This is a genomic window from Polaribacter pacificus, assembly GCF_038024035.1.
GTDB classification, from domain to species: Bacteria; Bacteroidota; Bacteroidia; order Flavobacteriales; family Flavobacteriaceae; genus Polaribacter; species Polaribacter pacificus.
In genome coordinates this window covers 1,487,434-1,510,313 of record NZ_CP150664.1, presented here as the reverse complement: position 1 = coordinate 1,510,313, position 22,880 = coordinate 1,487,434, and the positions used below count along the sequence as shown (strand labels likewise).

Annotated in this window: 29 protein-coding genes; 8 read left to right on the top strand and 21 right to left on the bottom strand. The window is 34.5% G+C overall.

Annotated features, from left to right (window positions below; genetic code table 11):
* Positions 1 to 39: 39 nt before the first annotated feature.
* From WHC90_RS06845 to WHC90_RS06785, 13 genes are all read right to left on the bottom strand, one after another.
* Positions 40 to 816, bottom strand: coding sequence for a DUF3108 domain-containing protein (locus WHC90_RS06845; protein ID WP_188597737.1), 777 nt, complete (start codon positions 814 to 816; stop codon positions 40 to 42).
* A gap of 89 nt (positions 817 to 905) precedes the next feature.
* Complete coding sequence (locus WHC90_RS06840) at positions 906 to 1,826, bottom strand: tryptophan 2,3-dioxygenase family protein (protein WP_188597736.1); 921 nt, start codon at positions 1,824 to 1,826, stop codon at positions 906 to 908.
* 75 nt (positions 1,827 to 1,901) lie between these two features.
* Positions 1,902 to 3,065 carry a 4-hydroxyphenylpyruvate dioxygenase gene (hppD, locus tag WHC90_RS06835; RefSeq protein ID WP_188597735.1) on the bottom strand — a complete coding sequence of 388 codons (1,164 nt, stop codon included), beginning with the start codon at positions 3,063 to 3,065 and terminating at the stop codon, positions 1,902 to 1,904.
* Positions 3,066 to 3,112: 47 nt separating this feature from the next.
* Positions 3,113 to 3,463, bottom strand: a complete 351-nt coding sequence (locus WHC90_RS06830; RefSeq protein WP_188597734.1) for a four helix bundle protein — start codon at positions 3,461 to 3,463, stop codon at positions 3,113 to 3,115.
* Positions 3,464 to 3,565: 102 nt separating this feature from the next.
* A complete protein-coding gene (locus WHC90_RS06825) occupies positions 3,566 to 4,723 on the bottom strand; it encodes a homogentisate 1,2-dioxygenase (protein ID WP_188597733.1) in 1,158 nt (385 codons plus the stop codon).
* A 205-nt stretch (positions 4,724 to 4,928) separates the two neighbouring features.
* Entirely contained in the window at positions 4,929 to 5,261 is a 333-nt protein-coding gene (locus tag WHC90_RS06820) for a 2Fe-2S iron-sulfur cluster-binding protein (protein WP_188597732.1), read from the bottom strand.
* A 24-nt stretch (positions 5,262 to 5,285) separates the two neighbouring features.
* Positions 5,286 to 6,341, bottom strand: a complete 1,056-nt coding sequence (locus WHC90_RS06815; protein ID WP_188597731.1) for an NAD(P)/FAD-dependent oxidoreductase — start codon at positions 6,339 to 6,341, stop codon at positions 5,286 to 5,288.
* A 62-nt stretch (positions 6,342 to 6,403) separates the two neighbouring features.
* Entirely contained in the window at positions 6,404 to 6,640 is a 237-nt protein-coding gene (locus tag WHC90_RS06810) for a NifU family protein (protein ID WP_188597730.1), read from the bottom strand.
* A gap of 7 nt (positions 6,641 to 6,647) precedes the next feature.
* Entirely contained in the window at positions 6,648 to 7,778 is a 1,131-nt protein-coding gene (locus tag WHC90_RS06805) for an Mrp/NBP35 family ATP-binding protein (protein WP_188597729.1), read from the bottom strand.
* A gap of 187 nt (positions 7,779 to 7,965) precedes the next feature.
* Positions 7,966 to 8,301 (bottom strand): MGMT family protein, encoded by a 336-nt coding sequence (locus tag WHC90_RS06800; protein ID WP_188597728.1) that lies wholly within the window; start codon positions 8,299 to 8,301, stop codon positions 7,966 to 7,968.
* Positions 8,302 to 8,310: 9 nt separating this feature from the next.
* Positions 8,311 to 8,925, bottom strand: a complete 615-nt coding sequence (locus WHC90_RS06795; RefSeq protein ID WP_188597727.1) for a hypothetical protein — start codon at positions 8,923 to 8,925, stop codon at positions 8,311 to 8,313.
* A gap of 11 nt (positions 8,926 to 8,936) precedes the next feature.
* Entirely contained in the window at positions 8,937 to 9,611 is a 675-nt protein-coding gene (gene trmB, locus WHC90_RS06790; RefSeq protein ID WP_188597726.1) for a tRNA (guanosine(46)-N7)-methyltransferase TrmB, read from the bottom strand.
* Positions 9,612 to 9,619: 8 nt separating this feature from the next.
* A complete protein-coding gene (locus tag WHC90_RS06785; RefSeq protein WP_188597725.1) occupies positions 9,620 to 9,829 on the bottom strand; it encodes a DUF6341 family protein in 210 nt (69 codons plus the stop codon).
* Positions 9,830 to 9,948: 119 nt separating this feature from the next.
* Between WHC90_RS06785 and WHC90_RS06780 the strand changes: the two genes are divergently transcribed.
* Complete coding sequence (locus tag WHC90_RS06780; protein ID WP_188597724.1) at positions 9,949 to 10,797, top strand: hypothetical protein; 849 nt, start codon at positions 9,949 to 9,951, stop codon at positions 10,795 to 10,797.
* Here the strand turns inward: WHC90_RS06780 and upp are convergent.
* Together upp and WHC90_RS06770 are read right to left on the bottom strand one after the other, a co-directional pair.
* Positions 10,787 to 11,440 (bottom strand): uracil phosphoribosyltransferase, encoded by a 654-nt coding sequence (gene upp / locus WHC90_RS06775; RefSeq protein WP_188597723.1) that lies wholly within the window; start codon positions 11,438 to 11,440, stop codon positions 10,787 to 10,789. The two genes, WHC90_RS06780 and upp, sit on opposite strands and share 11 nt — an antisense overlap.
* A 32-nt stretch (positions 11,441 to 11,472) precedes the next feature.
* Positions 11,473 to 12,507 (bottom strand): glycosyltransferase family 9 protein, encoded by a 1,035-nt coding sequence (locus WHC90_RS06770; RefSeq protein WP_229664883.1) that lies wholly within the window; start codon positions 12,505 to 12,507, stop codon positions 11,473 to 11,475.
* Positions 12,508 to 12,634: 127 nt separating this feature from the next.
* Here WHC90_RS06770 and WHC90_RS06765 point away from each other — a divergent pair, with 127 nt between their 5' ends.
* From WHC90_RS06765 to WHC90_RS06740, 6 genes are read left to right on the top strand one after another with little or no spacing between them, the layout of a single operon-like run.
* On the top strand, positions 12,635 to 13,501 hold the full coding sequence (locus WHC90_RS06765; RefSeq protein WP_188597722.1) for a YicC/YloC family endoribonuclease: 867 nt from the start codon (positions 12,635 to 12,637) through the stop codon (positions 13,499 to 13,501).
* A gap of 51 nt (positions 13,502 to 13,552) precedes the next feature.
* The gene (gene gmk / locus WHC90_RS06760) at positions 13,553 to 14,134 is read left to right on the top strand and encodes a guanylate kinase (protein ID WP_188597721.1); all 582 of its coding nucleotides are present in this window, start codon (positions 13,553 to 13,555) and stop codon (positions 14,132 to 14,134) included.
* Between the two features lie 2 nt (positions 14,135 to 14,136).
* The gene (gene nadD, locus WHC90_RS06755; RefSeq protein ID WP_188597720.1) at positions 14,137 to 14,718 is read left to right on the top strand and encodes a nicotinate (nicotinamide) nucleotide adenylyltransferase; all 582 of its coding nucleotides are present in this window, start codon (positions 14,137 to 14,139) and stop codon (positions 14,716 to 14,718) included.
* A 48-nt stretch (positions 14,719 to 14,766) separates the two neighbouring features.
* Complete coding sequence (locus tag WHC90_RS06750; RefSeq protein WP_188597719.1) at positions 14,767 to 15,639, top strand: M23 family metallopeptidase; 873 nt, start codon at positions 14,767 to 14,769, stop codon at positions 15,637 to 15,639.
* Positions 15,639 to 17,135 (top strand): GH3 auxin-responsive promoter family protein, encoded by a 1,497-nt coding sequence (locus WHC90_RS06745; RefSeq protein ID WP_188597718.1) that lies wholly within the window; start codon positions 15,639 to 15,641, stop codon positions 17,133 to 17,135. Before WHC90_RS06750 ends, WHC90_RS06745 begins: the two co-directional genes overlap by 1 nt.
* A gap of 50 nt (positions 17,136 to 17,185) precedes the next feature.
* Positions 17,186 to 17,746, top strand: coding sequence for an MOSC domain-containing protein (locus tag WHC90_RS06740; protein WP_188597717.1), 561 nt, complete (start codon positions 17,186 to 17,188; stop codon positions 17,744 to 17,746).
* Here the strand turns inward: WHC90_RS06740 and WHC90_RS06735 are convergent.
* From WHC90_RS06735 to WHC90_RS06710, 6 genes are all read right to left on the bottom strand, one after another.
* Positions 17,739 to 18,974, bottom strand: a complete 1,236-nt coding sequence (locus WHC90_RS06735; protein WP_188597716.1) for an RNA polymerase sigma factor — start codon at positions 18,972 to 18,974, stop codon at positions 17,739 to 17,741. The two genes, WHC90_RS06740 and WHC90_RS06735, sit on opposite strands and share 8 nt — an antisense overlap.
* Positions 18,974 to 19,321, bottom strand: coding sequence for a YciI family protein (locus WHC90_RS06730; protein WP_188597715.1), 348 nt, complete (start codon positions 19,319 to 19,321; stop codon positions 18,974 to 18,976). Before WHC90_RS06730 ends, WHC90_RS06735 begins: the two co-directional genes overlap by 1 nt.
* Before the next feature lie 87 nt (positions 19,322 to 19,408).
* Positions 19,409 to 19,684, bottom strand: a complete 276-nt coding sequence (locus WHC90_RS06725) for a hypothetical protein (protein WP_188597714.1) — start codon at positions 19,682 to 19,684, stop codon at positions 19,409 to 19,411.
* A 73-nt stretch (positions 19,685 to 19,757) separates the two neighbouring features.
* Complete coding sequence (gene mscL, locus WHC90_RS06720; RefSeq protein WP_188598577.1) at positions 19,758 to 20,165, bottom strand: large-conductance mechanosensitive channel protein MscL; 408 nt, start codon at positions 20,163 to 20,165, stop codon at positions 19,758 to 19,760.
* Positions 20,166 to 20,217: 52 nt separating this feature from the next.
* A complete protein-coding gene (alr, locus tag WHC90_RS06715; protein ID WP_188597713.1) occupies positions 20,218 to 21,318 on the bottom strand; it encodes an alanine racemase in 1,101 nt (366 codons plus the stop codon).
* Positions 21,311 to 21,934 (bottom strand): thymidine kinase, encoded by a 624-nt coding sequence (locus WHC90_RS06710; protein WP_188597712.1) that lies wholly within the window; start codon positions 21,932 to 21,934, stop codon positions 21,311 to 21,313. The genes alr and WHC90_RS06710 overlap by 8 nt, the downstream gene beginning before the upstream one ends.
* Before the next feature lie 108 nt (positions 21,935 to 22,042).
* Between WHC90_RS06710 and WHC90_RS06705 the strand changes: the two genes are divergently transcribed.
* On the top strand, positions 22,043 to 22,870 hold the full coding sequence (locus WHC90_RS06705) for a hypothetical protein (RefSeq protein ID WP_188597711.1): 828 nt from the start codon (positions 22,043 to 22,045) through the stop codon (positions 22,868 to 22,870).
* Positions 22,871 to 22,880 lie beyond the last annotated feature (10 nt).

Below are 22,880 nucleotides of genomic sequence, written 5' to 3'. Positions count from 1 at the left end.
ACGAGTATTTTTTATGTTTTTAAAACGTAAAAATACAATTTAATCGTATATAATTTCAAAAGAATTTGCAAGACCTTTATAGGCTTCTAATTCTGCGCGTAAAGAACCTACTGCTAAAGATGCTTTTAACTTGATAGGAATTTTATTCGCATCAGCAGTTATCCAGATGGTAACACTTTCATTGGCTTTAAAAATCCTACCAGCCTGAACCATGGGTCTAAATAGCAGAGTTTTAACCTTGCCAAAAGAGGTCTTTAAAAACTCAGTACCTAAAAAGCGCAATTTAAAAGGAAAGGTTTCTCCGTCTATAAACATATTAAGTCCTATCTCATCTCCTTCGTTTAAATTCTCTAAATTTTGAGTCCTTAAGTAATAAAAAGCTGAGAGCATATCTTGGATGTCTTCAATGCTTGCAGATGAAGTTGTTCCTGATTTAAAATCTTGAGTTGTGGCTATATTGTTAGAGTAATCAAAATTTATTTTACGATTAATAATATAACCTCCCTCATTGATGTTTCTTATAAACACATAAGGTTGAATGGTTTCTTTGTTAAAAAAGGACTCGTACGTGTCATCTACCTTAAAAAACCATTTGATTACACCAGAAGTCCATCCTTTTCCTGTAACATGAAATACTTCTTTGTCATTAATAATTGCTTCATCCACACTAAGAGTTGCGCTACCAGCTCTTAAAAAACCGCTATAGCTCATTTTAAATCGTAGCCATTCACCTTTTTTAAAAACAGTTGTTGTTTCTTGAGCGTGTCCAAAACCTATATATAATAAAGCGAGAAAGAGGAGGATATTTTTTTTCATTAAATCAAACATATAAAAAAAGGATGACAAAATCTGTTCCAAAATTAAAAACCTTTTAGAATTGCTATTCCAAAAGGTTTTGAAAGGACTTAGAATGTTCCCCAATTTTTTAGTTCATCATTACTCCATAAATATGGAAAAAAGATTCTTCGTTGGAATTTGGGATGCATGTATTTTCGCCAGCTACTTCCACCGGTTGCTTCAAGATCTTTATCTCCTCCACCCAGATATTTTCCTGCAGCATTGTAGTGTGCCATCACCCACTTTACATTGACGGTATAATCGTAATGCCTCATGGCTTTAATTAGATTTGGATCTTTTTGAAATTCTTCTGGAAGTTGTTTAAATTTTTTAGAGAGATTGCACTCGTTGTAATCTTCCATAAAATCAATAAAATCGCCCATATACTTTTTTTCAAACAAGTTGATTAGCGTCGATTTTTTCCCAGTTTTATGGTCTTTGCCTGCAGCCTGCCAATACAAGTGGTCAAAGGCATTTTTAAAAGATGAATTTCTATCGATGCTATCTCGGTAACGCACATCAATCAAGTTGATAAGCTCCGTAGAAGCAAATTCTATTTTTCTGTATTGAGCACTCTGAAAACCACTTGCAGGTGTTAGAGTGTTTCTAAACTTTAAGTATTGATCCACATCCATACCCTCTGCCATTACTTCAAAAGAATTGCAAAGCATGTCAAAATACCTGCTAATTCTCATTAGGTGTTTTGAGAATTTCTCTGCAGAAACAGTTTCTTTAGAAAGTGAAATTTGATCAATCTCCCATAAAACCATTTTAAAAAGCAACTCGTTTACTTGGTGGTACATGATAAAGACCATTTCGTCTTTTTCAGTTGTTCTCGGAATCTGAAGACCTAGTAAGGCGTCGGTTTGAATATAATCCCAATACGTAATTGGGGTGCTCCACAATAAGCCTTCAAGCATGCTGTTTAAAGGAACGCCCAGTTTCTCGTATTTTGCTTCTAAAGCCTTTAGTAATTCTTCTTTTTCCATGTTTCTGTTATGCATTAAAAAAGAGCCAAGTTTAAAACTGTTTTGCTTTTAGCTTGGCTCTTTTTGAAATGTTTATTATAAAGTACCTCTTTTTTCTTGTTCTCTTTCTATAGACTCAAATAAAGCTTTAAAATTACCGGCGCCAAAACCACGAGCACCCATTCTTTGAATGATCTCAAAGAAAAGTGTAGGTCTGTCTTCTACAGGCTTAGTGAAGATTTGTAATAGATAGCCTTCTTCATCTGCATCAATCATAATTGATAATTTCTGCAATTCGCCAATATCTTCTTTCATCATGTCTCTGTGCTCTCCTAAACGATTTGGAATATCATCGTAATATGCTTGAGGCGGTGGAGGTAAAAATTCAATTCCACGAGCTTTTAATTGACTTACGGTTTCTATAATATCATCAGTTGCTACTGCAATGTGTTGAACACCAGAACCTTCGTAAAAATCTAAATATTCTTCAATTTGAGAACGTTTTGCAGCTTTGGCAGGTTCATTAATTGGAAATTTAATACTGCCATTACCGTTGCTCATTACCTTACTCATTAAGGCAGAATACTCCGTGTGAATTTGCTTGTCATCAAAAGATAAAAAGTTTTCAAACCCCATTACATCTTCATACCATTTAACCCAAACATCCATTTGGTTCCAACCTACGTTCCCAACCATATGGTCAATGTATTTTAACCCAACTGGTGTAGGGTTGTAGTCTGATTCCCATTTTTTAAATCCAGGCATAAAAGTTCCTGTGTAGTTCTTGCGCTCAACAAACATATGAACTGTTTCTCCATAGGTATAGATTCCAGCCTTAACAACTTCACCAAATTCATCCGACTCAACAGTAGGCTCTAAATATGATTTTGCACCGCGTTTGGTAGTTTCTTCGTAGGCACTTCTGGCATCTTCTACCCAAAGAGCAATTATTTTTACACCATCACCATGCTTGACGATATGATCATTAATAGGTGATTTGCTATTTAACGGTGTGGTTAGCATTAAGCGAATCTTATCTTGCACTAACACATAACTTACACTGTCTTTTGATCCTGTTTCTAGACCTTTGTAGGCTAGAGATTGAAATCCAAAAGCAGTCTTATAAAAGTGTGCAGCTTGTTTTGCATTCCCTACATAAAATTCTACATAGTCTGTTCCTAATAAAGGCAAAAAGTCTTGTGCCCCTTCAAATATTTTTTCTAAACCGTAGTTTACTGATTTTATTTCTTTTTTACTCATTATACTCTGTATTAGAATAAAGAAAAAAGAGTAGAGAAAAGAGACAACTATAGTTTGTTTTGAAAACTCATAGTCATCATTTGGAACTCTGCTAGTTTTTCTTCAAATGTTTTTAATTGTTTTTCTGTAATATATTTTCTTTTATATGCTATTATTAATTGTGTTTCAAGTTCAAACGAAGAACCTAAAGAGACATCGATAAAGTGAGAGAAAGATTTACTTGTTCTAGATGATCCTTCTGCAATATTACTTGGAATAGAAATAGAACATCTATTGATTTGTGAAATTAACCCAAACTTTTCTTCTATTGGAAATGAATCAGTTATTTTAAAAACATCATCTACAATTTCAATACCTAAATTCCAAATTTTAAGGTTTTTGTAATTATGTCTTTTCATCTCTCTTCTCTCTTCTCTCTTCTCTGTTTTCTATTCTCTCTCTCCTAATTTAATTAAAAATTAAATTGATACATTTTCAAATTGTTTTATTGTTAAATTGACCTACTCAAGCCAAGATTTATAATAATCGTCGTCGGCTATTTTCATAGCTTCTTCTGTTACTTGTAAAGGCTTAAAAGTATCTACCATAACGGCCAATTCTTCTGTTTTGGTTTGACCAATACTTCTTTCTGTCGCTCCAGGGTGGGGACCATGTGGGATTCCCGCAGGGTGTAATGAAATATGTCCAGGAGCAATATCGTTTCTACTCATAAACTCACCATCAACATAGTAGAGAACTTCATCAGAATCTATATTGCTGTGATTGTATGGCGCAGGGATAGAATCTGGGTGGTAATCATAGAGTCTTGGTACAAAACTACAGATTACAAAAGCACTGGTTTCAAATGTTTGATGTACTGGAGGCGGTTGATGTATGCGACCTGTAATGGGTTCAAAATCATGAATAGAAAATGCATACGGATAATTAAATCCATCATAGCCTACCACATCAAAAGGATGACTTGCATAGACCATTTCTATAATGTCGCCTTGCTTTTTTACTTTCATAATAAACTCTCCAGTTTCATTATGGGTTTCAAGTTCAGAAGGCCTTCTAATGTCTCGCTCACAGAATGGTGCATGCTCTAAAAGCTGACCAAACCAGTTGCGGTATCTTTTTGGAGTATAAACAGGTTGGTAGGACTCTACAATAAAAAGACGATTGTCTTGAGTATCAAAGTCTAATTTGTAAATGATTCCTCTTGGAATCACTAAATAGTCTCCGTATTTAAAATCAATATTTCCTAAATGAGTTCTTAGTTTTCCGCTACCCTTATGGATAAACAATACTTCGTCTGCATCGGTATTTTTGTAAAAATAATCTTTGGTAGATTCTTTTGGTGCGGCTAAAATAATGTTACAATCAGCGTTGGTTAACATTACTTTTCTACTATCAAGATAATCGTTTTCCGGTGCTACCTGAAAACCTCTAAGACGGTAAGATTGTATGTTATTTGCTTTCGCAATTTTTGGCTTTACAGAATATTGTTTTCTGATTTCTTTGACCATGGTTGGTCTTTGCTCGTGATACGAGTTGGTAGACATTCCGTCAAATCCAATAGTACCAAACAATTGTTCGTAGTACAAATCGCCATTTGGTTTTCTAAATTGAGTATGACGTTTGGGTGGTATTTTTCCTAAATGATGATAAAAAGGCATCTTTGATATAGTTTTATAAGTTAATAATTGTGCAACAGCGTTTTAAGGCTCTCGATTGCACTTCATTGAAATACAGCTACATCAGTCAATCATTCTGGGTTTCTCTTGATTAAGAATTTTAACAATATTAATAGGTCTAACCAGCTCATAGGTAAGCATTTTAAGCATCTGCTTCACAAATATACAAAAACTAACAAAAGGATTTTTAAGATTCTGGAGCTAATTCTATCTCTAGACCATCCATCTCTGGAGTGATTTGAATTTGACAGCCCAAACGACTGTTTTCTTTTACGTGAAAAGCCTCTGCAAGCATCATGTCTTCATCAGGCCCCATTTCTGGTAATTCATGATCAGACTCTACATAGCATTGACATGAAGCACACATGGCCATTCCTCCACAAATGCCGATGGTTCCTTCTGGAGCAAGCTCATAAGATCTAACTACTTCCATCAGGTTCATTGCCATGTCTGTGGGAGCTAAAATTTCGTGTAGAACACCTTCTCTGTCTTTTATTTTTAGGGTAATGTCTTGTTCCAAAGTTTTCGTTTTAAGTGTGTACTATTAATCGATACTTTTTATAACTGCTTTTGGAGCCTCTTTTCGGGTCCCATCAAAACCATCAACACCACCAACTGTGGTGTATTTCATTACGTATTTTTTGTTTGGGAAGATTCGTTGATATGCACTTTGACACATCAAGGTTGCCTCGTGAAATCCACACAAAATTAATTTTAATTTTCCTGGATAGGTATTTACATCACCAATGGCATAGATGCCAGGAATGTTGGTTTGATAGTCCAAGGCGTTGTTTACCTTAATGGCATTTTTTTCTATTTCTAAGCCCCAATTTGCGATGGGTCCAAGTTTTGGAGACAAGCCAAATAGCGGGATAAAATGATCCGCTTCTAAAATAAAGTTTTCTTTGTCTTTCTGTTTTACGACCACGCCCGTTAGCTTTGATTCACCAACGATGTCTACCACTTCTGCGGGAGTAATCAAATTGATTTTTCCTGAGTTTTTTAATTCTTGAACTTTTTCTACAGAATCAAGTGCTCCTCTAAACTCATTTCTTCTATGGATTAGGGTAACACTTTTTGCAACATCCGTTAAAAAGATTGACCAATCCAAAGCAGAGTCTCCTCCTCCAGAAATAACAACATCTTTATCGCGGTACAATTCTGGCTCTCGGATCATGTATTCAACACCTTTGTCTTCAAATTTTTCAATTTGAGGAATGGGAGGTTTACGAGGTTCAAAACTTCCTAATCCTCCAGCAATTGCAACAATTGGTGCTTTGTGCTGAGTTCCTTTATTGGTGGTTACTACAAAGCTACCATCTTCTTGCTTTTCTATGGTTTCAGCGCGTTCTCCTAAGGTAAACCCAGGTTCAAATTGCTTTATCTGCTCTAGTAGTTTATCGGTAAGGTCACCGGCTAAAATTTCTGGATATGCAGGGATATCATAAATGGGTTTTTTTGGATAAATTTCAGAACATTGACCACCTGCCTGAGGTAGTGCGTCAATTAAATGACATCTTAGTTTTAGTAATCCTGCTTCAAAAACAGTGAATAATCCTGTAGGGCCAGCGCCTATGATGAGTATGTCTGTGGTTATCATTTGCAAAAAAAATTCAAGTAAAGATACGTGCTGTTTAAAAGATAAAAGCTGATTTTTATCAGTTAAGCAACATTAATAACTTCTTCTATTTGGGGTGCATATTTTTTGATGGTAGCTTCTACGCCGTTTTTCAAGGTCATTTGATTAACGGAACAGCCTGTACAAGCGCCTTCTAATTGAACTTTTACAATATTATTTTCGATTGATAGCAGTTTTATATTGCCACCATCACTAATTAAAAAAGGACGAATTTCTTCTAGTGCCTTTTCTACATTGTCTGTTGTTTCTTGTACAGTCATAGTTTATTTATTTAGTACTACATCCACTCATCGTTGTAATTCTAACAACTTCTGTAGGTGGTAAATTTGCATTTCTTTTTAATAATTGAGAAAGCATTTCTTTGGTGATGTCAGCAAAAGCTTTTTCTAGAGGCGTGTTCTCTTGTAAGGCAACTGGATGTCCAACATCTCCTGCTTCTCGAATACTTTGCACTAAGGGAACCTCTCCCAAAAATTGAGTTTGTATATCCTCGGCTAAATTTTTAGCTCCATCTTTTCCAAAGATATAATATTTATTGTCTGGTAACTCTTCTGGAGTAAAATAAGACATGTTTTCTACGATTCCCAATACAGGAACATTGATACTTTCTTGTTGAAACATGGCAACTCCTTTTTTGGCATCAGCTAAAGCAATGTTTTGTGGCGTGCTTACTACCACAGCTCCGTTAATAGGAAGGGCCTGAACTATGGATAAATGTACATCTCCTGTTCCTGGAGGCAAATCAATTAGTAAGAAGTCTAACTCACCCCAATCTGCATCAAAAATCAATTGATTTAAAGCTTTAGAAGCCATGGGTCCACGCCAAATAACTGCCTGGTTTGGATTGGTAAAAAAGCCTAAAGACAGTAATTTTACGCCATAACTTTCAATAGGTTTCATTTTAGATCTTCCATCTACAGTAACCGAGACTGGTTTTTCTTTTTCTACATCAAACATTAAATGCATCGATGGGCCGTAAATATCGGCATCTAAAACACCTACACTAAATCCCATTTTAGCTAATGAAACAGCTGTATTTGCTGTGATGGTAGATTTACCAACTCCTCCTTTACCAGAAGCGATGGCAATGATGTTTTTTATATTTGGAATTTCTTTTCCTTTAATCTGATTTGGATTTTCTTTAGAAGCAGCTTCTACTTTAACATTCACCTTTACGTCGATGCTATCACCAACATGTTGATGAATTGCTTTTTTAATGTCGCTTTCAACGCGTTTTTTTGCTTGTAATGTAGGGTTGTTAATGCGAACATCTACTACAACTTCATTGCCAAAAGCAACAATATTGCTGATGTTTTTATTTTCTACTAGACTCTTTCCTTCTCCTGGAGCAGTGATGCTTTCTAATGCGGTGTATATATCTTGCTTGGTAAAACTCATGATGGTATATCTGTAAACTTGAACCTGTTTAACTTGTTTTTGTGCGCAAGTTTAAACTCTGTTCTAACTCTTAAAGTAGTTTTTAATTAGTTTTAATCTAAAGAACAAAGATAGTATTTACAGTTCAGATATTAAAGCAGATAGATGATGTTTATTGATGGGTCTATAGAAGAAAATTATGCTTAATTTATAGCAATTCTTCACTGGGGTTCCAAAAAACCTGATCAAAGTTTTGAATCTGATTGTCTAAGACCACAATTCCTTCGCTTTCTAAAAGTTGTTGCATAAGGTTGGTGCCTTCAAAATGCTGTTTCCCAGTAAGTAATCCTTTTCTGTTAACAACACGATGAGCAGGAACTTCATCCGTTTGATTGTGTGAGTTGTTCATTGCCCAACCAACCATTCTTGCAGATCTTGCAGCCCCTAAATAAGTTGCAATTGCCCCGTAACTGGTTACTCTACCATAAGGGATCAATCGTGCCACTTGATAGCATTTTTCGAAAAAATTATCTGAGCTTTTCATGGAAACAAGTTACAATAATTTAAAAAAAGTAAAAAGAGCTAGAAATCCAGTCAGAACAGCTAGGGCCATGTTAAAATGTTGGGTGTAGCTTTGCAAACGAGGTCTTATTTTTTCTGCCAAAAGTATATAGTGGTACAAAATAAAAAATGCACCAATACTAGAACCCAAAGAAAAGGCAAGCATTGATATGGGTTCTAAAAGGAACCAATCGTAAAGATTAAGCATTGCTCCAACGCCACAAAAAAAAGGAATCGCAAACATGTTAATACTCGAAAGGCTGACACCAATTAAGAAGCCATTTTTTATTTTTTTTGGAGTGTCAATTGCTAAATCTTCTTGACGATCTTTTCTTGATTTTAGGTAAAAAAAGATCGATAAGGCTGCGAAAACGATGACAATTACAATTTGGAGTTGATCTAAAATAGAAGGGTATTGATTGAGAATAGTTAAGATATATAGGCCTATATAGGCTTGGAAAATTACAATAAAGGCGACTCCAAAGGCAAATTGAATGGCGTTTTTTTTGCCGTTTTCTAAACGTAATTTAATGGCTGTAATATTAAGCATGCTGGGTGTAATAGAACCTAGGTATGAAGTAATAAGGCCTATTATTAAAGTCAGCAAAACCATCACGTTTATTTATAGTTGATTCTAAATTTAACGTAAGTTATGGGTTTTCCTTTTTCTAAGTATTGTTTTTCGTAAAATGTTTGTGTACCTGTAACTTCTTCAGGACTGTAAACGTTTTTGTAGACGTCGTGGTTTGAGTGCAATATTTCATGCCCTTCACCATGTAATAAGCCCAAGGTGTACCCGTGCATAAATTCGCTGTCCGTTTTTAAATTAACACAGCCGTCTTTTTTTAAGATGTGGTGGTATTTTTTTAAAAACTCAGAATTTGTAAGTCGATGCTTGGTGCGTTTGTATTTAATCTGTGGATCGGGAAAGGTAATCCAGATCTCATCAACTTCTCCCTCAGCAAAAATCAAATCAACCAGTTCTATTTGAGTTCGAATAAAGGCAACATTAGGCAAGTCTTCTTCAAGTGCAGTTTTTGCACCACGCCAAAAGCGAGCACCTTTAATATCGATTCCAATAAAGTTTTTTTCTGGATTTTTTTGAGCCAAAGCAATAGTGTATTCACCTTTACCGCAGCCTAATTCTAAAACAATCGGATGATCGTTTTTAAAAAAAGTATGCCATTCACCTTTAAGATGAAACCCGTTTAAAAGTTCTTCTCTTTTTGGTTGAATAACATTTGAAAACGTTTCATTTTCATTAAAACGTTTAAGTTTGTTTTTACTTCCCAAGTTCTATATTATTCAGCAGAATCTTCGATGCCTTCTTTTTGAAAACGTTTTGATTCTTTCATCCAATAAGCAAATAGAACAAAACCAACTAAAATAAACAGCCAGTTTACTATATTCGAAGCCCACCATCCAAAATCACCTAAGCGTAAGGCTTGAAAAGGACCAAAAGCCCATGTAAAAAAGTCTCCAATGAGTCTAAAAATATTGCTTGCTATCATAACTTAAGTATATTTACAGTGCAAAAATATAAAAACAAATGATGTTAGCCAATTTTTTCGGCAAATCAAAACCAGTTAATTTTATAATTATAGCCGGGGTTTTCCTTATCTATTTTCTTATGACACAATTGACGGTCATAAAACCAGCAGAAACAGAAGGTTTTTTACTCCCTAAGTTGGGGCTTTTGATGCTTTTTGGACTTTTTCTGTTCTTGTTTAATTTTATCATTGTAAAAAATAAATTAACAAGAGATAATCTGTATGCTTTTTTGCTTTTAGTAATTTTCTTAGGTACAGTGAGTAATAGTTTGGTCAATCTTAATAATTTATTGGTTCAGGTTTTAATTTTATTGACCCTAAGAAAAGTATATAGCATCCGAAAACTCAATAATGTCTTGTCAAAACTTTTTGATAGTGGTCTGTGGTTGGGTGTTGCCTTCTTACTAGAGCCATTCTCTATAGTCTTTTTGTTGATGATCTATGCAGCAGTCGTTCTGTTTTATGAAGTTTCTGTCAAAACTTTACTGATACCTATTTTAGGTTTTTGTTCTCCACTGTTTTTGTTTTTTACCTATCTTTTTTTTGTAGATCAAACCGATATTTTTTACAGCTTGTTTACGTTTACCACTACTTATGATTTTAGCAGTTATGATTCTGTTTTCTATTCAACAAGTTTTTTCTTGTTTTTTGGAGCGCTTTTTGTTGCTATTATATCTAGGACACCACGTGTTTTTTCTGTTAACAATAAGTTTAGAAGAAGCTGGTTCTTGCTGTTATTTCATTTAGCTGTGGCATTGGCTTTTGTTTTACTGATAAAACAAAGAGATGGTTCTGAGTTAATCGCTGTTTTTATTCCGATGAGCATCATTATAGCAAACTGGTTACAGTTCTTAAAGAAAAAACTGTTTGTAGATTTAATACTGCTTTTATTTTTGGGTTACTCTATTGCGATTCATTTTATAGTTTAGTGCCATAAGCCAAATCACCAGCGTCTCCTAATCCTGGCACGATATACCCTTTATCGTTTAGTGAAGGGTCAATGGTGGCGATCCATAAATGAGTATTTTCAGGAAAATTTTCACCTATATAATCAATTCCTTCCTGTGATCCTATCACTGCGACAATGTGAATTTCTCTTGGAAGCCCATGCTTTTTTAAAGCCTCGTATACAGCTACCAATGATTGTCCAGTTGCCAACATCGGGTCTGCAAGTAAAACTATTTTATTTTCGAGTGCAGGGGCTGCAAAATACTCCACGACAATTTCAAAGTTTTCATCTTTGTTTGGATGATGTCTATAAGCAGAGATAAATGCATTTTCTGCATCGTCAAAATAATTTAATAAACCTTGATGCAAAGGCAATCCAGCTCTTAAAACTGATGCGATTACTAAATTGTCTTTGATAAAAGAAGTTTCTTTAATGCCTAGAGGAGTTGTGGTGCTTGAGGTTTTATACAAAAGTTGCTTACTTAGCTCATAACTTAATATCTCGCCAATTCTTTCAATATTTCTTCTGAAACGCAGAGAGTCTTTTTGAATTTTCACATCTCTAATTTCTGCAATAAATTTATTTAGTATCGAGTTGTTTTGGGCAATATGATGAACAGTCATGATGGAGAAAATTTTTATTAAAGGTACTTTTTTTAGTTTAAAACCGATACGATTTTTTTGGTGATAGTATTTGGCTTTATGCTGTACATTACTTCTTCATAACCCTCGCAAACTTTATTGCCATATACAGAGCATGGAATGTTTGGATATTTTTTTAAATCGGGTAAAATGCAATAATCTACAGGTTGACCAAAAGGTGCAAATCCTGCAAAAGGGTGGGTAACTCCCCAAAGAGTAATGGTTTTAATTTGCTGCATGGATGCAAAATGTGCATTTCCAGAATCCATAGCGAGCATCAAGTCTAAATGAGAAATTAGATCTAACTCTTCTTTTAGTTTTAGTCGGCCCGCAACACAGATGGTTTGTGGGTGTTTTTTTTCTAGACTGGTTAAGATTTCAATTTCTTTTTGCCCGCCTCCAAACAAAAATAAGTGATAATGTTCACTTAGTTTTTCAATCACCTTTTCCATGAAGTCTAAGGGGTAAGTTTTTGATGCGTACTGGGCAAAAGGCGCAATACCGATCCATTTTTTTGAATCTTTAATGCCTGTAATAGTTGTAATATTTTTTGATAAAATAGGTTTTTTTAACTGTGTAGGATTCGAAATATCAACAAGAAATCCCAATTGCTTAAACACATCCGCATAGCGTTGGTGAGTGCTTTTTAGTTGCTTAAAAATTTTATTTTTAGACCTCGTCAATGCTTTTTTTTCTGCTCTTCCTTTGTCAATAGCAGCAACTTTTTTTAGAGAGAAGCGGAAAAATAAACGAAGGATTTTTGAGCGTAAAACATTGTGTAAGTCAGCAACATGTGTTATTTCTTCTTTTTGGAGTTGTCTAAACAGTCTCCATAGCCCAAGAATGCCTTTGTGTTTGTGCTTTACATCAACCTCAAAAAACCGGACCGTTTTTAATGATTCAAAAACAGGAGCAAGGTGGCCTTTTGAGATCATGGTAATTTGTGCATCAGGGTGCTGATCAATTAGGGCTCTTAATACAGGGACAGTCATGGCTACATCTCCCATGGCCGAAAGACGTATCACTACAATATGCTTTGTTTTGTTCAAAATATAACTGTTTTACAGATTGTAAAAATAAGAATTTCTTTAAGACGAATGACGTAGGATTCTAAAGGCTTCAAAAGAGAAAATCAGCAAATAATATGTACCTTTGTTGCTTTATAAAATATTGAGAATGATACAATCCATGACGGGATACGGTAAAGCAGTTTTGCAATTACCAACTAAAAAAGTAAGCATAGAAGTAAAATCTTTGAATAGCAAAAGCTTAGATTTAAATGTTCGAATCCCTTCTTATTACAAGGAGAAGGAGCTTGATGTTCGAAAAAGAATTGCGGCGAGTTTGGTTCGCGGGAAGGTTGATTTTTCTATCTATGTAGAAATGACTTCTGATGAAACCAGTACCAAAGTTAATGGCCGTATCGTTAAACAATACATGGATGACCTGCGAAGTGTTTTGCCAACCAATGAACTTTCAGAAATTGAATTGCTAAAGATGGCAGTTAAAATGCCTGATGCATTAAAAACTGAACGTGAAGAGTTGGATGAATCAGAATGGCAGTTAATTGATGCAGGTATTAATGAAGCACTTAAAGAGATCACCCAATATAGAACTGATGAAGCAGCCTCTTTAGAAGTTGATTTTAGAACGAGAATCCAAAATATTTACAGCTATCTAGAAGAAGTAAAAGCATTGGATGAAGAGCGAATAGAGCACGTAAAGCAGCGTTTGCAAAAAGCCATTTCAGATTTAAAGGTTGAGCTTGATGAAAATCGTTTTGAACAAGAGTTAATCTATTACTTAGAAAAGTTAGACATTAATGAAGAAAAAGTGCGTTTGGCAAATCATTTAGATTATTTTCTAAAAGAGCTTGATGGTACAACTTCTAATGGCAAAAAACTAGGTTTTATCGTTCAAGAAATGGGTCGTGAGATCAATACCACAGGGTCAAAAGCAAATTATGCTCCTATGCAAAAGGCCGTAATTCAAATGAAGAACGAATTAGAGCAGATTAAAGAGCAAATACTTAACGTATTGTAAGAAGAAACAACAAAAAGTAAAAGACAGTTTTGACTGTCTAAATTAAAGTATATGAAAGATTTTAAAGGAAAATTGTTTGTTTTTTCTGCACCTTCTGGATCGGGTAAAACAACCATAGTTCGCCATTTATTACAACAAGAACAGTTTCAGTTAGAGTTTTCTATTTCTGCAACTTCTAGAGAACCTAGAGGAGAAGAAATTGATGGAAAAGACTATTATTTTATCAGCTTACCAGAGTTTAAAAATCATATTAAGAATGATGATTTTTTAGAGTGGGAAGAAGTATATCGCGATAATTTTTACGGAACCTTAAAAAGTGAAGTAGCGCGTATTTGGGCCCAAGGAAAACACGTAATTTTTGATATTGACGTAGCTGGAGGCCTGCGAATCAAAAAGAAATTCCCAGATCAAACCTTGGCTGTTTTTGTAAAACCACCTAGTATTGATGAGTTGAAAATTCGTTTAAAAAAACGAAAAACAGAGAGTGAAGAAAAAATAAACATGCGGATAGCTAAGGCTTCTGTTGAGTTGGCAACCGCTCCGCAGTTTGATAAGATTATAAAAAACTACGATCTAGACGTTGCTTTGAAAGAAGCAGAGCAGCTTGTTGGAGATTTTTTAAATAAGGACTAAGTATGAAAGTTGGATTGTATTTTGGTAGTTTTAACCCTATTCATGTCGGGCATTTGATTATTGCTAATCACATGGTTGAATACTCTGATCTTGAAGAGGTTTGGATGGTTGTGACTCCTCATAATCCCTTTAAAAAGAAAAAAACCTTATTAGACAATCATCATCGTTATGAGTTGGTGTTTCGCGCTACAGAAAAGTATCCGCATTTAAAGCCTTCTGATATCGAGTTTAAGCTGGAACAGCCTAATTACACGGTTCACACCCTAGCTCATCTTACTGAACTCTATCCTCAGCATGAATTTTGCTTGATTATGGGTGAAGACAACCTGAAGAGTTTTCACAAATGGAAAAACTATGATACAATTCTAGCGCACCATAATGTGTATGTGTATCCAAGAATTTCAAATGGAAGTTTAGAGTCTTCATTGTTAAGTCATCCAAAAATTTTTAAAGTAGACGCTCCAATTATTGAAATTTCATCTACATCGATACGCAAAGGAATTCGCGAACAAAAAAATGTACAACCGCTTTTAACAGAGTCGGTATGGAGCTATATAGATCAAATGAATTTTTACAGAAAATAGATTCAGTAATATTTCGTTGTATATTTGTGTAATTCTAATAGTTGAACTGTGGCAAAAAAACCGAAGAAAAAAGGAAACTTCAGACAGAAAATAACCAACAAATACAGGATGGTTGTTTTAAACGAAGAAACGTTTGAAGAACGATTTTCTATAAAATTATCACGGCTAAATATTTTTGTAATCAGTGGTTTTTTCTCTATCTTATTAATTGCAGGAACAACAGTTCTTATTGCTTACACTCCTATTAGAGAATACATCCCAGGATACTCTTCTAGCCAGCTTAAAAAAGAAGCTTCGGATTTACTTTATGAGGCAGATTCATTAAAAATGCGTTTGCAAATTATAGAAAAATACACCCAATCAATTATTCCTGTTTTAAAAGGAGATCAAACAGTAGAAGACGTTAATTTTGATTCTATTAAACAGAATCCAGTTCCAAGTACTTTTGATCTTAAAAAACTAAATGCAACCAAAGAGGATTCTCTGTTTAGAGAAAAGATTGAGAGCAAAGACAGATTTCCTTTATTTGATAAGGCTTCCACTAAAATTGATGTCGTTTTTTTTGCGCCCATTACTGGAAACGTAACCCAAGGATTTGATCTAGATAATAAGCATTTTGCAATTGATATTGTAGCAGAAACTGGAACCCCAGTAAAAGTGATAGAAGACGGAACTGTTGTCTTCTCCGAGTGGACAGCAGAAACCGGTTATGTAATTATAGTCGATCATTCTAATGGTTTTATTTCTGTTTATAAACACAATGGAGCTTTGCTAAAACAACAGGGTGATTTTGTGAAATCAGGAGAAGCCATTTCTAGTGTTGGTTCTACAGGTGAGTTAAGTACAGGTCCTCATTTACATTTTGAATTATGGTATAATGGTTATCCTGTAAATCCGTCTAATTATATTGATTTTCAATAATGAGCCTAAAATCTATTTTTGCCATTCCCTTTGCAAAGTTGGCTACCAAAAAAGTCTATAAATGGGCTAATAAGCCCTTTCAAACTCAAGAAAAAGTTTTTCAAAAACTAATCGCTGATGCAAAACAAACAGCCTTTGGAAAGGACCATGATTTTGAAAATATAAAAACCTACGAAGATTTTAAGAAACGCGTTAAAGTTTCTGATTATGAGGGCTTAAAGCCCTATGTGGATCGAATTGTTTTAGGAGAACAGGATGTGTTATGGCCAGGAAAACCTTTGTATTTTGCAAAAACTTCTGGAACGACTTCTGGAGCTAAATACATTCCGATTACCAAAGAATCGATGCCTACACATATCAAAGCTGCAAGAAATGCCTTGTTGTTTTACATCTTAGAAAAAAAGGATGCAAGCTTTGTAGATGGTAAGATGATTTTCTTACAAGGGAACCCAGTTTTAGAAGATAAAAATGGTATTCAGCTAGGTAGACTTAGCGGAATCGTAGCTCATTTTGTTCCAAATTACTTGCTTAAGAATAGATTGCCAAGCTGGGAGACCAACTGCATAGAAGACTGGGATACCAAAGTCAATGCCATTGTAGATGAAACCATAGATGAGAACATGACCGTAATTAGCGGTATTCCATCTTGGGTGCAAATGTATTTTGAAAAGCTCATCGCTAAAACAGGGAAGCCTATTGCCGAGATTTTCCCAAACTTTAATTTCTTTGTGTATGGGGGTGTCAATTTTGAACCCTATAAAAACAAGTTTGAAAGTCTTATCGGTAAAAAGATTGATTATGTAGAGCTGTATCCTGCTTCTGAAGGATTTATTGCTTATCAAGATTCTCAAACAGCACCTGGCATGTTGTTGCAATTAAACTCTGGAATTTTTTATGAGTTTATACCTGCAACAGAGTTTTATGATGAAAACCCAACAAGGATTTCTATAAAAGAGGTACGGTTAGGTGTAAATTATGTGATTATTTTAAACACCAATGCTGGTCTTTGGGGCTATAATATTGGTGACACTGTTGAATTTACTTCATTACAACCTTACCGAATTAAGGTTACTGGAAGAATCAAGCATTTTATCTCTGCCTTTGGAGAGCACGTAATTGGAAAAGAAGTAGAAAAAGCTTTAAAAGATTCAATAAAAGATACCGCTATAAACATTAGTGAATTTACTGTTGCTCCTCAGGTGAATCCAGAGAGTGGTTTGCCCTATCATGAATGGTTTATCGAGTTTGAAAATGAACCTGAAAATTTAGATGATTTTACCCAAAAAGTTGATGACTCTATGCAAGCACAAAACATTTATTATCAAGATTTAATTGCAGGTAAAGTCTTGCGAACGCTGGTTATTAGAAAGGTTAAGAAAGGTGGGTTTCATGAGTATATGAAATCGATAGGTAAGTTTGGAGGGCAAAATAAGATTCCACAATTGTCTGATAACCGTAAAATAGCAGATGTTTTACAAAATTTCTTAATTGAATAAATAGCTTAAAAGAACTTCTTTATTTACCTTAAATTTTAGTAAACAAATAGATGAAAATCATTTCAACAAATACAGGAGAACAACGAGAGATCGAGTGGAAAGGAAAACAGGTAACTACCGGGATTTTTAAATTTTCTGTTGATGAACCCATTTTTCTAGATCTAGAAGATGTTAGAGGAGATGCTATTTGTAATCGAGAAAATCACGGAGGAATTGATCAGGCAATTTATGGGTATTCTTTAAAACACTACGAGTATTGGAAGACAAAATATCCTAATTTAGATTGGCAGTTTGGTATGTTTGGAGAAAATTTAACCATTGATGATCTTGATGAAACGAAGACTCATGTTGGCGACGTTTTTAAAGTAGGAGCTGCGATGTTAGAGGTGACAAAGGCTCGAAATCCCTGTATGAAACTAGGAGTTCGTTTTAACGATATGAGCATAGTAAAACAATTTTGGAATACAAGCATGTGTGGTGTCTATTTTAAAGTACTACAAACAGGTCTTGTAAAATCTGGAGAAGTGTTCGAGCAAATTAAAAGCTGTCCTGAAAACCCAACAATTGCAGAGGTTTATCAGGCAAAGAAAATAGAAAAAGGAATCAATTAATCGTGAGCTTCTTTTTTTCTAAAAATTCCTTTTCTAAACGGTTAGTTACTTTTTCTAAAGCAATATTTAGTTGAATGATTGCCTCCTTTTTGTTGTTTGTGGCAACAAAGTAATCTGCTTTTGCACTGTAAAATAAATACGAACGTTGTTCTAAATCTTCTGGGTTTAACTGCTCAAAATAATAGTTTGCTTTTATGTAATTTTTACTTTGTAAACAAACGACGCCCATAATTAACAAATGAGAAGCAGTTGGTTGTAGTTTGTGTAAACACTCATACCAAGTTAGTATCTTTTTCCAATTGGTTTGCTCAAAACTAGGAGCTTTTATATGTTCGGCTATAATTGCAGCCTCATAGTGATAAGTAGAAAATTCATTATTTTCTACAGCTTTATTCATCATTGTGTTTCCCATCTGAATTAAAGGAAAAGACCATTTGTTTCGATCTTGATTTTTTAAATCCATGAGTTCGTTTTCTGTATTTATTTTGGCATCCAACCTGGCTGCATGGAAACACATTAGGGCAAATAAAGCATAACTTGCTGGAATGTTTGTGTGCTTATTTTTTAGAAGGTATTTACACAATCGCATTGCTTCTCCGCAAAGCTCTTTTTGTATCAAGACTTCTTTTTTGTTTGAGTGAAACCCTTCGTTAAAAATAAGGTATATCACCTCTAAAACACTTTCGATACGATGGGGTAATTCTTGTCCTTGAGGAATTTTAAACGCTAAATCAGATTCCTGAATGAATTTCCTAGCTCTAAAAAGCCTTTTTTTAATAGTTTCTTCTTTGGTAAGTAAAGCAGATGCAATTTCTTTAGAGCTAAATCCAGATATGGTTCTTAAGGCAAAAGAGATGCGGTCTTTTGGATTAAGTTTTGGATGACAAGCCGTAAATATCATTCGCAATTGAGCATCTTCTATTTCGGCATCCAAAAAGAGCTCATTAACAGCTATGGATTCAAGTCCGCTTTTGAGTTCCGGCAAATGTTTTTTCTCTGCTTGAATTTTTCTAAAAATATCTAGAACTCTATTTTTTGCTGCTTTTGTTAACCAAGCCTCTGGATTGTCGGGTTGTTTTTTTCTCCAGTTTATACTAGCCTTCAGAAAGGTGTCTTGAACTGCATCTTCAATAATTTCTAGATTAGATAGTCCAAAAATTCGTGTTAAAACAGAGACCATCTTTCCGTGATGGTGTCTAAAAAGATGGTCTAAGTTTTTAGAGTTCATCAGTGATCAAAAACCATAATTTCACGAATTTCAACTGTGCCTCCTAGATCATAGTCAGGAAAATCTTGTGCTATTTCTTGTACAGCATCAAAATCAATGGCTTCAACTAAATAATACCCGCCTACAATTTCTTTAACTTCAGCCGAGCTAAGATCTGTTACCGTCCTGTTTTGTCCTACAATACGTCTTATTTGTGGAGTTAAAGCTTCGCCTCCTTTTAAAACACCAGCTTGTTCCATCTTATTGCCCCAAGCAAACCATTTTTCCATACGGCCTTGCATTTCTTCTTGAGAAAGCCCTAAGTCTGCATAATCAGCACCGATAAAAATCATCATAAAATTTTTCATAATTTAAAGTTTTAAGTTATTTATTATAAGACGTTTGTTAAAACCAAAAAGAGGACATTTTTTTTATTAATTTTAGTAGCTACTCATTTAAAAGAAACTTCCAATCGTAATAACAGCGCAAATTCCTAATGCCAGAAGGCTAAATAGCAGTAAGAAATTCTTGGAATTCTTTAAGGTGAATTTTATTCCAATTACTAAAAACACCACTTGCGCAATCAGAAATGGAATGGTGAGCATTTCTCTGAAAACGCCAAGGATTACAAGATCTATTTTGTAGTAATTAATCAGAAAAATTAGAGCAAAATACAGCACAATCATAAAATTTATAATTGTCAATTTTTTAGTTGTGAGTAAGCTTTTCATTTACATGTTTTTATAAATATAAAAAAACCGAAGCAATTTGCTTCGGTTTTCTGAATTCTTTAAAAAAGAAATTTTATTTCTTAGCTAATAAATCTCTAATTTCTGCCAATAAATCTTCTTGACTTGGCCCTGCCGGAGCTGCTGGAGCTGCTGGCTCTTCTTTTTTCTTAGTTGAATTGATTCCTTTTATGATCATGAACATCACAAAGGCAACAATAATAAAGTCGATTACGTTGGTTAAAAAATCACCATATAGTATGGCAACTTCACCAGTTACTTTCCCTGTTGCATCAGCAACACCTTCTGTAAGGACATATTTTAAATCTCTGAAATCAGCTTTAAAGATTAATCCAATTAAAGGAGAAACAATTCCTCCGGTAAATGAAGTTACTACTTGTTTAAAAGCGGCACCCATAACAAAACCAACTGCAATATCAACAAGGTTTCCCTTCATTGCAAACTCTTTAAATTCTTTTAGCATTCCCATTACTGTATCTGTTTAATAGTTAATTGGTTGTAAATTTAAGAAAATTTTAACATTTGAGCAATCTTTTTATTCTTGGAGACAGATTTGTGAGAAGCTCATAAGAGATTGTATTGGTTTTTTGAGCCAGTTCTTCTAGTTTTTCTTGAGAATCAAAAACGACAATTTCATCACCTTCATTACACTCAATATGAGTCACATCAACCATAATCATATCCATACAAACGTTTCCGACAACCGGAGCATATTCCTTGTTAATATAAATCCCGCCAACCCCATTGCCAAAAGTTCTAGGGAAACCATCAGCATGTCCAATTGGTATGGTTGCAGTTCTCATTGGCTTGGTCGCGATATAAGCTCTGTTGTATCCTACAGATTCATCTGGCTCAATTAGATGAATTTGAGAAATAACAGATTTTAATGTTAAAACATTTTTAAGCTGTCGGGTTGTTTCAGTGTCGTTAGCAAAGCCATATAAGCCAATTCCCAGTCGCACCATATCAAATTGTGCCTCAGGATAATTTATGATTCCAGAGGTGTTGAGGAGGTGTAAAAAAGGGCTGTCTGTTAAGTTTTCTTTTAGTTGTTTGGCGATAGATTTAAAATCATTGATCTGATTTTTAGTAAACTCCTTTTCTTGCAGATCTTCACTTGCAGCCAAATGAGAGAAGATCGAAGTAATTTTCAAACTAGCTGTTTCTTTAATTTTTGAAAGTAAAACAGGAATGTCTGTATGCCAAAAACCGATTCGGTTTAATCCTGTATTAAACTTTAAATGGATTGGATATTTGGTAAGGTTCTGCTGCTTGCAAAGGGCAACAAAAGCATCGAATATTTTAAAATTATAAAGATTAGGTTCTAGTTGATACTCTTGAACTTTTTTTAAATTTTGAATTTGTGGATGTAAGATCAAGATGGGTTTTGTAATGCCTGATTCTCTTAAATTGATCCCCTCATCAGTATAGGCTACGGCAAAATAATCGACCTCCTTTTCTATGCTGCCCGCAATTTTAACAGCATCACTACCATACCCAAAGGCCTTTACGACGACTAATATTTTTGTGGTAGGAAGTAATTTGTGTTTAAAAAAAGACAAATTATAACGTAGGGCACTTTTATCAATCTCTAAAACAGTTACATGATTATTCATCTTCTTTTGATGGATTTGGGAGTCCTTTTTCTTCTTGTTGTTTTCTAAGAGCTTTGTAATAAGCTGCACGGCTTAATGGTTCATATTGCTCAACTTCACCCAATAATACTAGCCTGTCATTGTTTGCTTTTCTAAAACTATAATGTGCTAGATTTCCTGTGTGGGTACAAACTGCATGTACTTTGGTTACATATTCTGCAGTGGCCATTAAAGCAGGCATCGGTCCAAAAGGATTGCCCTTAAAATCCATGTCTAATCCTGCAATAATTACTCGAATGCCTCGATTGGCTAAATCATTACAAACTGAGACAATCTCATCGTCAAAAAATTGAGCTTCATCAATCCCTATAACATCAACATCGTTTGCAAGCAATCGAATATTTGCGGCGGCTGGTACAGGTGTAGATCTTATTTCGTTGGAATCATGGGATACCACCATTTCATCATCGTAGCGCGTGTCTACGGTAGGTTTAAAAATTTCTACCCGTTGTTTTGCGAATTTTGCTCGTTTAAGTCTGCGGATAAGCTCTTCAGTTTTACCAGAGAACATCGACCCACAAATAACTTCTATCCAACCAAATTGTTCTGTATGATTTACTGTATTTTCGAGAAACATTTTGTAATTTTAAAACTTGAAAATCATCAATACAAATTTGACTGATAATTCAATTCGAACAAATTTATTAAAAAAAAGATGCGTTTCATTATTTAATCAATCAATCTTATGCACAAAAAATTAGCAGCAGACTTAACCAGTATAGCACACAGTATCTTACAGCTTAAAAATAAAGATGATATTTTTGTTTTAAAACAAAAAGCATATCAAGTTTATGAAAAACTTGCACTTCTTGCTTATGTAGAAGAATACATCAATACAACACCAAACGCAACTGAATCGAAAGAAGAACTGATTGCTAAAATAGAAGAAGCTGCAAAAGAAAAATTGATTACTTCAGTTATAGAAGAAGAGTCAGAAGTTGTACTAGAGGAAAATGAAGTCACTCTAGAGATAGAGAATACTAATTTGGAGGTAGAAATAGAGGTTGAGGAAGAGGAGCAGGAAACAGAAATACAATTAGAGATAGAAGAGACAGTTCTAGAACAGCCTTTTGATGAGTTAGAAGCCTTGTTTGATGAGGTTCCAGAACTAGAAGTAACCAATCTAGAGGAAGAAAAGGAAGATGAGCAGAAGGTAGAAGAAGAAAAGGTCGAAAAGAAGATTCCTACCTTAGATGAAGAATTATCAGATACGATTTCTATTGACGTTGCAGCGGACTTGTTTGGAAAACCAACAGAAGTCAACCCGTCTGCACCTCAAACGAGCCCAGCTTTACAAATTGGATTAAATGATCGAATTGCTTTTGTAAAACACCTTTTTGCTGGGAGTCAAGAAGATTTTAACAGGGTTATTTCTCAATTAAATACAGTAAAAACACAAAAAGAAGCTAAGAAGTTTGTTAATAAGATGGTCAAACCAGATTACGATTGGACCGATAAAGAAGAGTATGAAACCCGTTTTATGGAGATCGTAGAACGAACTTTTAACGATTAAAAACCTACTA

Coding starts and splice junctions, on each gene's coding strand:
- WHC90_RS06735 (WP_188597716.1), bottom strand. CDS start 18,974: ATGAACTCTAAAAACTTAGACCATCTTTTTAGACACCATCACGGAAAG.
- WHC90_RS06785 (WP_188597725.1), bottom strand. CDS start 9,829: ATGATAGCAAGCAATATTTTTAGACTCATTGGAGACTTTTTTACATGG.
- hppD (WP_188597735.1), bottom strand. CDS start 3,065: ATGAGTAAAAAAGAAATAAAATCAGTAAACTACGGTTTAGAAAAAATA.
- mscL (WP_188598577.1), bottom strand. CDS start 20,165: ATGCTAAAAGAATTTAAAGAGTTTGCAATGAAGGGAAACCTTGTTGAT.
- WHC90_RS06800 (WP_188597728.1), bottom strand. CDS start 8,301: ATGAAAAGCTCAGATAATTTTTTCGAAAAATGCTATCAAGTGGCACGA.
- alr (WP_188597713.1), bottom strand. CDS start 21,318: ATGAATAATCATGTAACTGTTTTAGAGATTGATAAAAGTGCCCTACGT.
- WHC90_RS06845 (WP_188597737.1), bottom strand. CDS start 816: ATGAAAAAAAATATCCTCCTCTTTCTCGCTTTATTATATATAGGTTTT.
- WHC90_RS06765 (WP_188597722.1), top strand. CDS start 12,635: ATGATACAATCCATGACGGGATACGGTAAAGCAGTTTTGCAATTACCA.
- WHC90_RS06710 (WP_188597712.1), bottom strand. CDS start 21,934: ATGTTTCTCGAAAATACAGTAAATCATACAGAACAATTTGGTTGGATA.
- gmk (WP_188597721.1), top strand. CDS start 13,553: ATGAAAGATTTTAAAGGAAAATTGTTTGTTTTTTCTGCACCTTCTGGA.
- WHC90_RS06825 (WP_188597733.1), bottom strand. CDS start 4,723: ATGCCTTTTTATCATCATTTAGGAAAAATACCACCCAAACGTCATACT.
- WHC90_RS06810 (WP_188597730.1), bottom strand. CDS start 6,640: ATGACTGTACAAGAAACAACAGACAATGTAGAAAAGGCACTAGAAGAA.
- WHC90_RS06780 (WP_188597724.1), top strand. CDS start 9,949: ATGACACAATTGACGGTCATAAAACCAGCAGAAACAGAAGGTTTTTTA.
- WHC90_RS06805 (WP_188597729.1), bottom strand. CDS start 7,778: ATGAGTTTTACCAAGCAAGATATATACACCGCATTAGAAAGCATCACT.
- WHC90_RS06740 (WP_188597717.1), top strand. CDS start 17,186: ATGAAAATCATTTCAACAAATACAGGAGAACAACGAGAGATCGAGTGG.
- WHC90_RS06815 (WP_188597731.1), bottom strand. CDS start 6,341: ATGATAACCACAGACATACTCATCATAGGCGCTGGCCCTACAGGATTA.
- WHC90_RS06830 (WP_188597734.1), bottom strand. CDS start 3,463: ATGAAAAGACATAATTACAAAAACCTTAAAATTTGGAATTTAGGTATT.
- WHC90_RS06840 (WP_188597736.1), bottom strand. CDS start 1,826: ATGGAAAAAGAAGAATTACTAAAGGCTTTAGAAGCAAAATACGAGAAA.
- nadD (WP_188597720.1), top strand. CDS start 14,137: ATGAAAGTTGGATTGTATTTTGGTAGTTTTAACCCTATTCATGTCGGG.
- WHC90_RS06730 (WP_188597715.1), bottom strand. CDS start 19,321: ATGAAAAATTTTATGATGATTTTTATCGGTGCTGATTATGCAGACTTA.
- upp (WP_188597723.1), bottom strand. CDS start 11,440: ATGACTGTTCATCATATTGCCCAAAACAACTCGATACTAAATAAATTT.
- WHC90_RS06725 (WP_188597714.1), bottom strand. CDS start 19,684: ATGAAAAGCTTACTCACAACTAAAAAATTGACAATTATAAATTTTATG.
- WHC90_RS06745 (WP_188597718.1), top strand. CDS start 15,639: ATGAGCCTAAAATCTATTTTTGCCATTCCCTTTGCAAAGTTGGCTACC.
- WHC90_RS06705 (WP_188597711.1), top strand. CDS start 22,043: ATGCACAAAAAATTAGCAGCAGACTTAACCAGTATAGCACACAGTATC.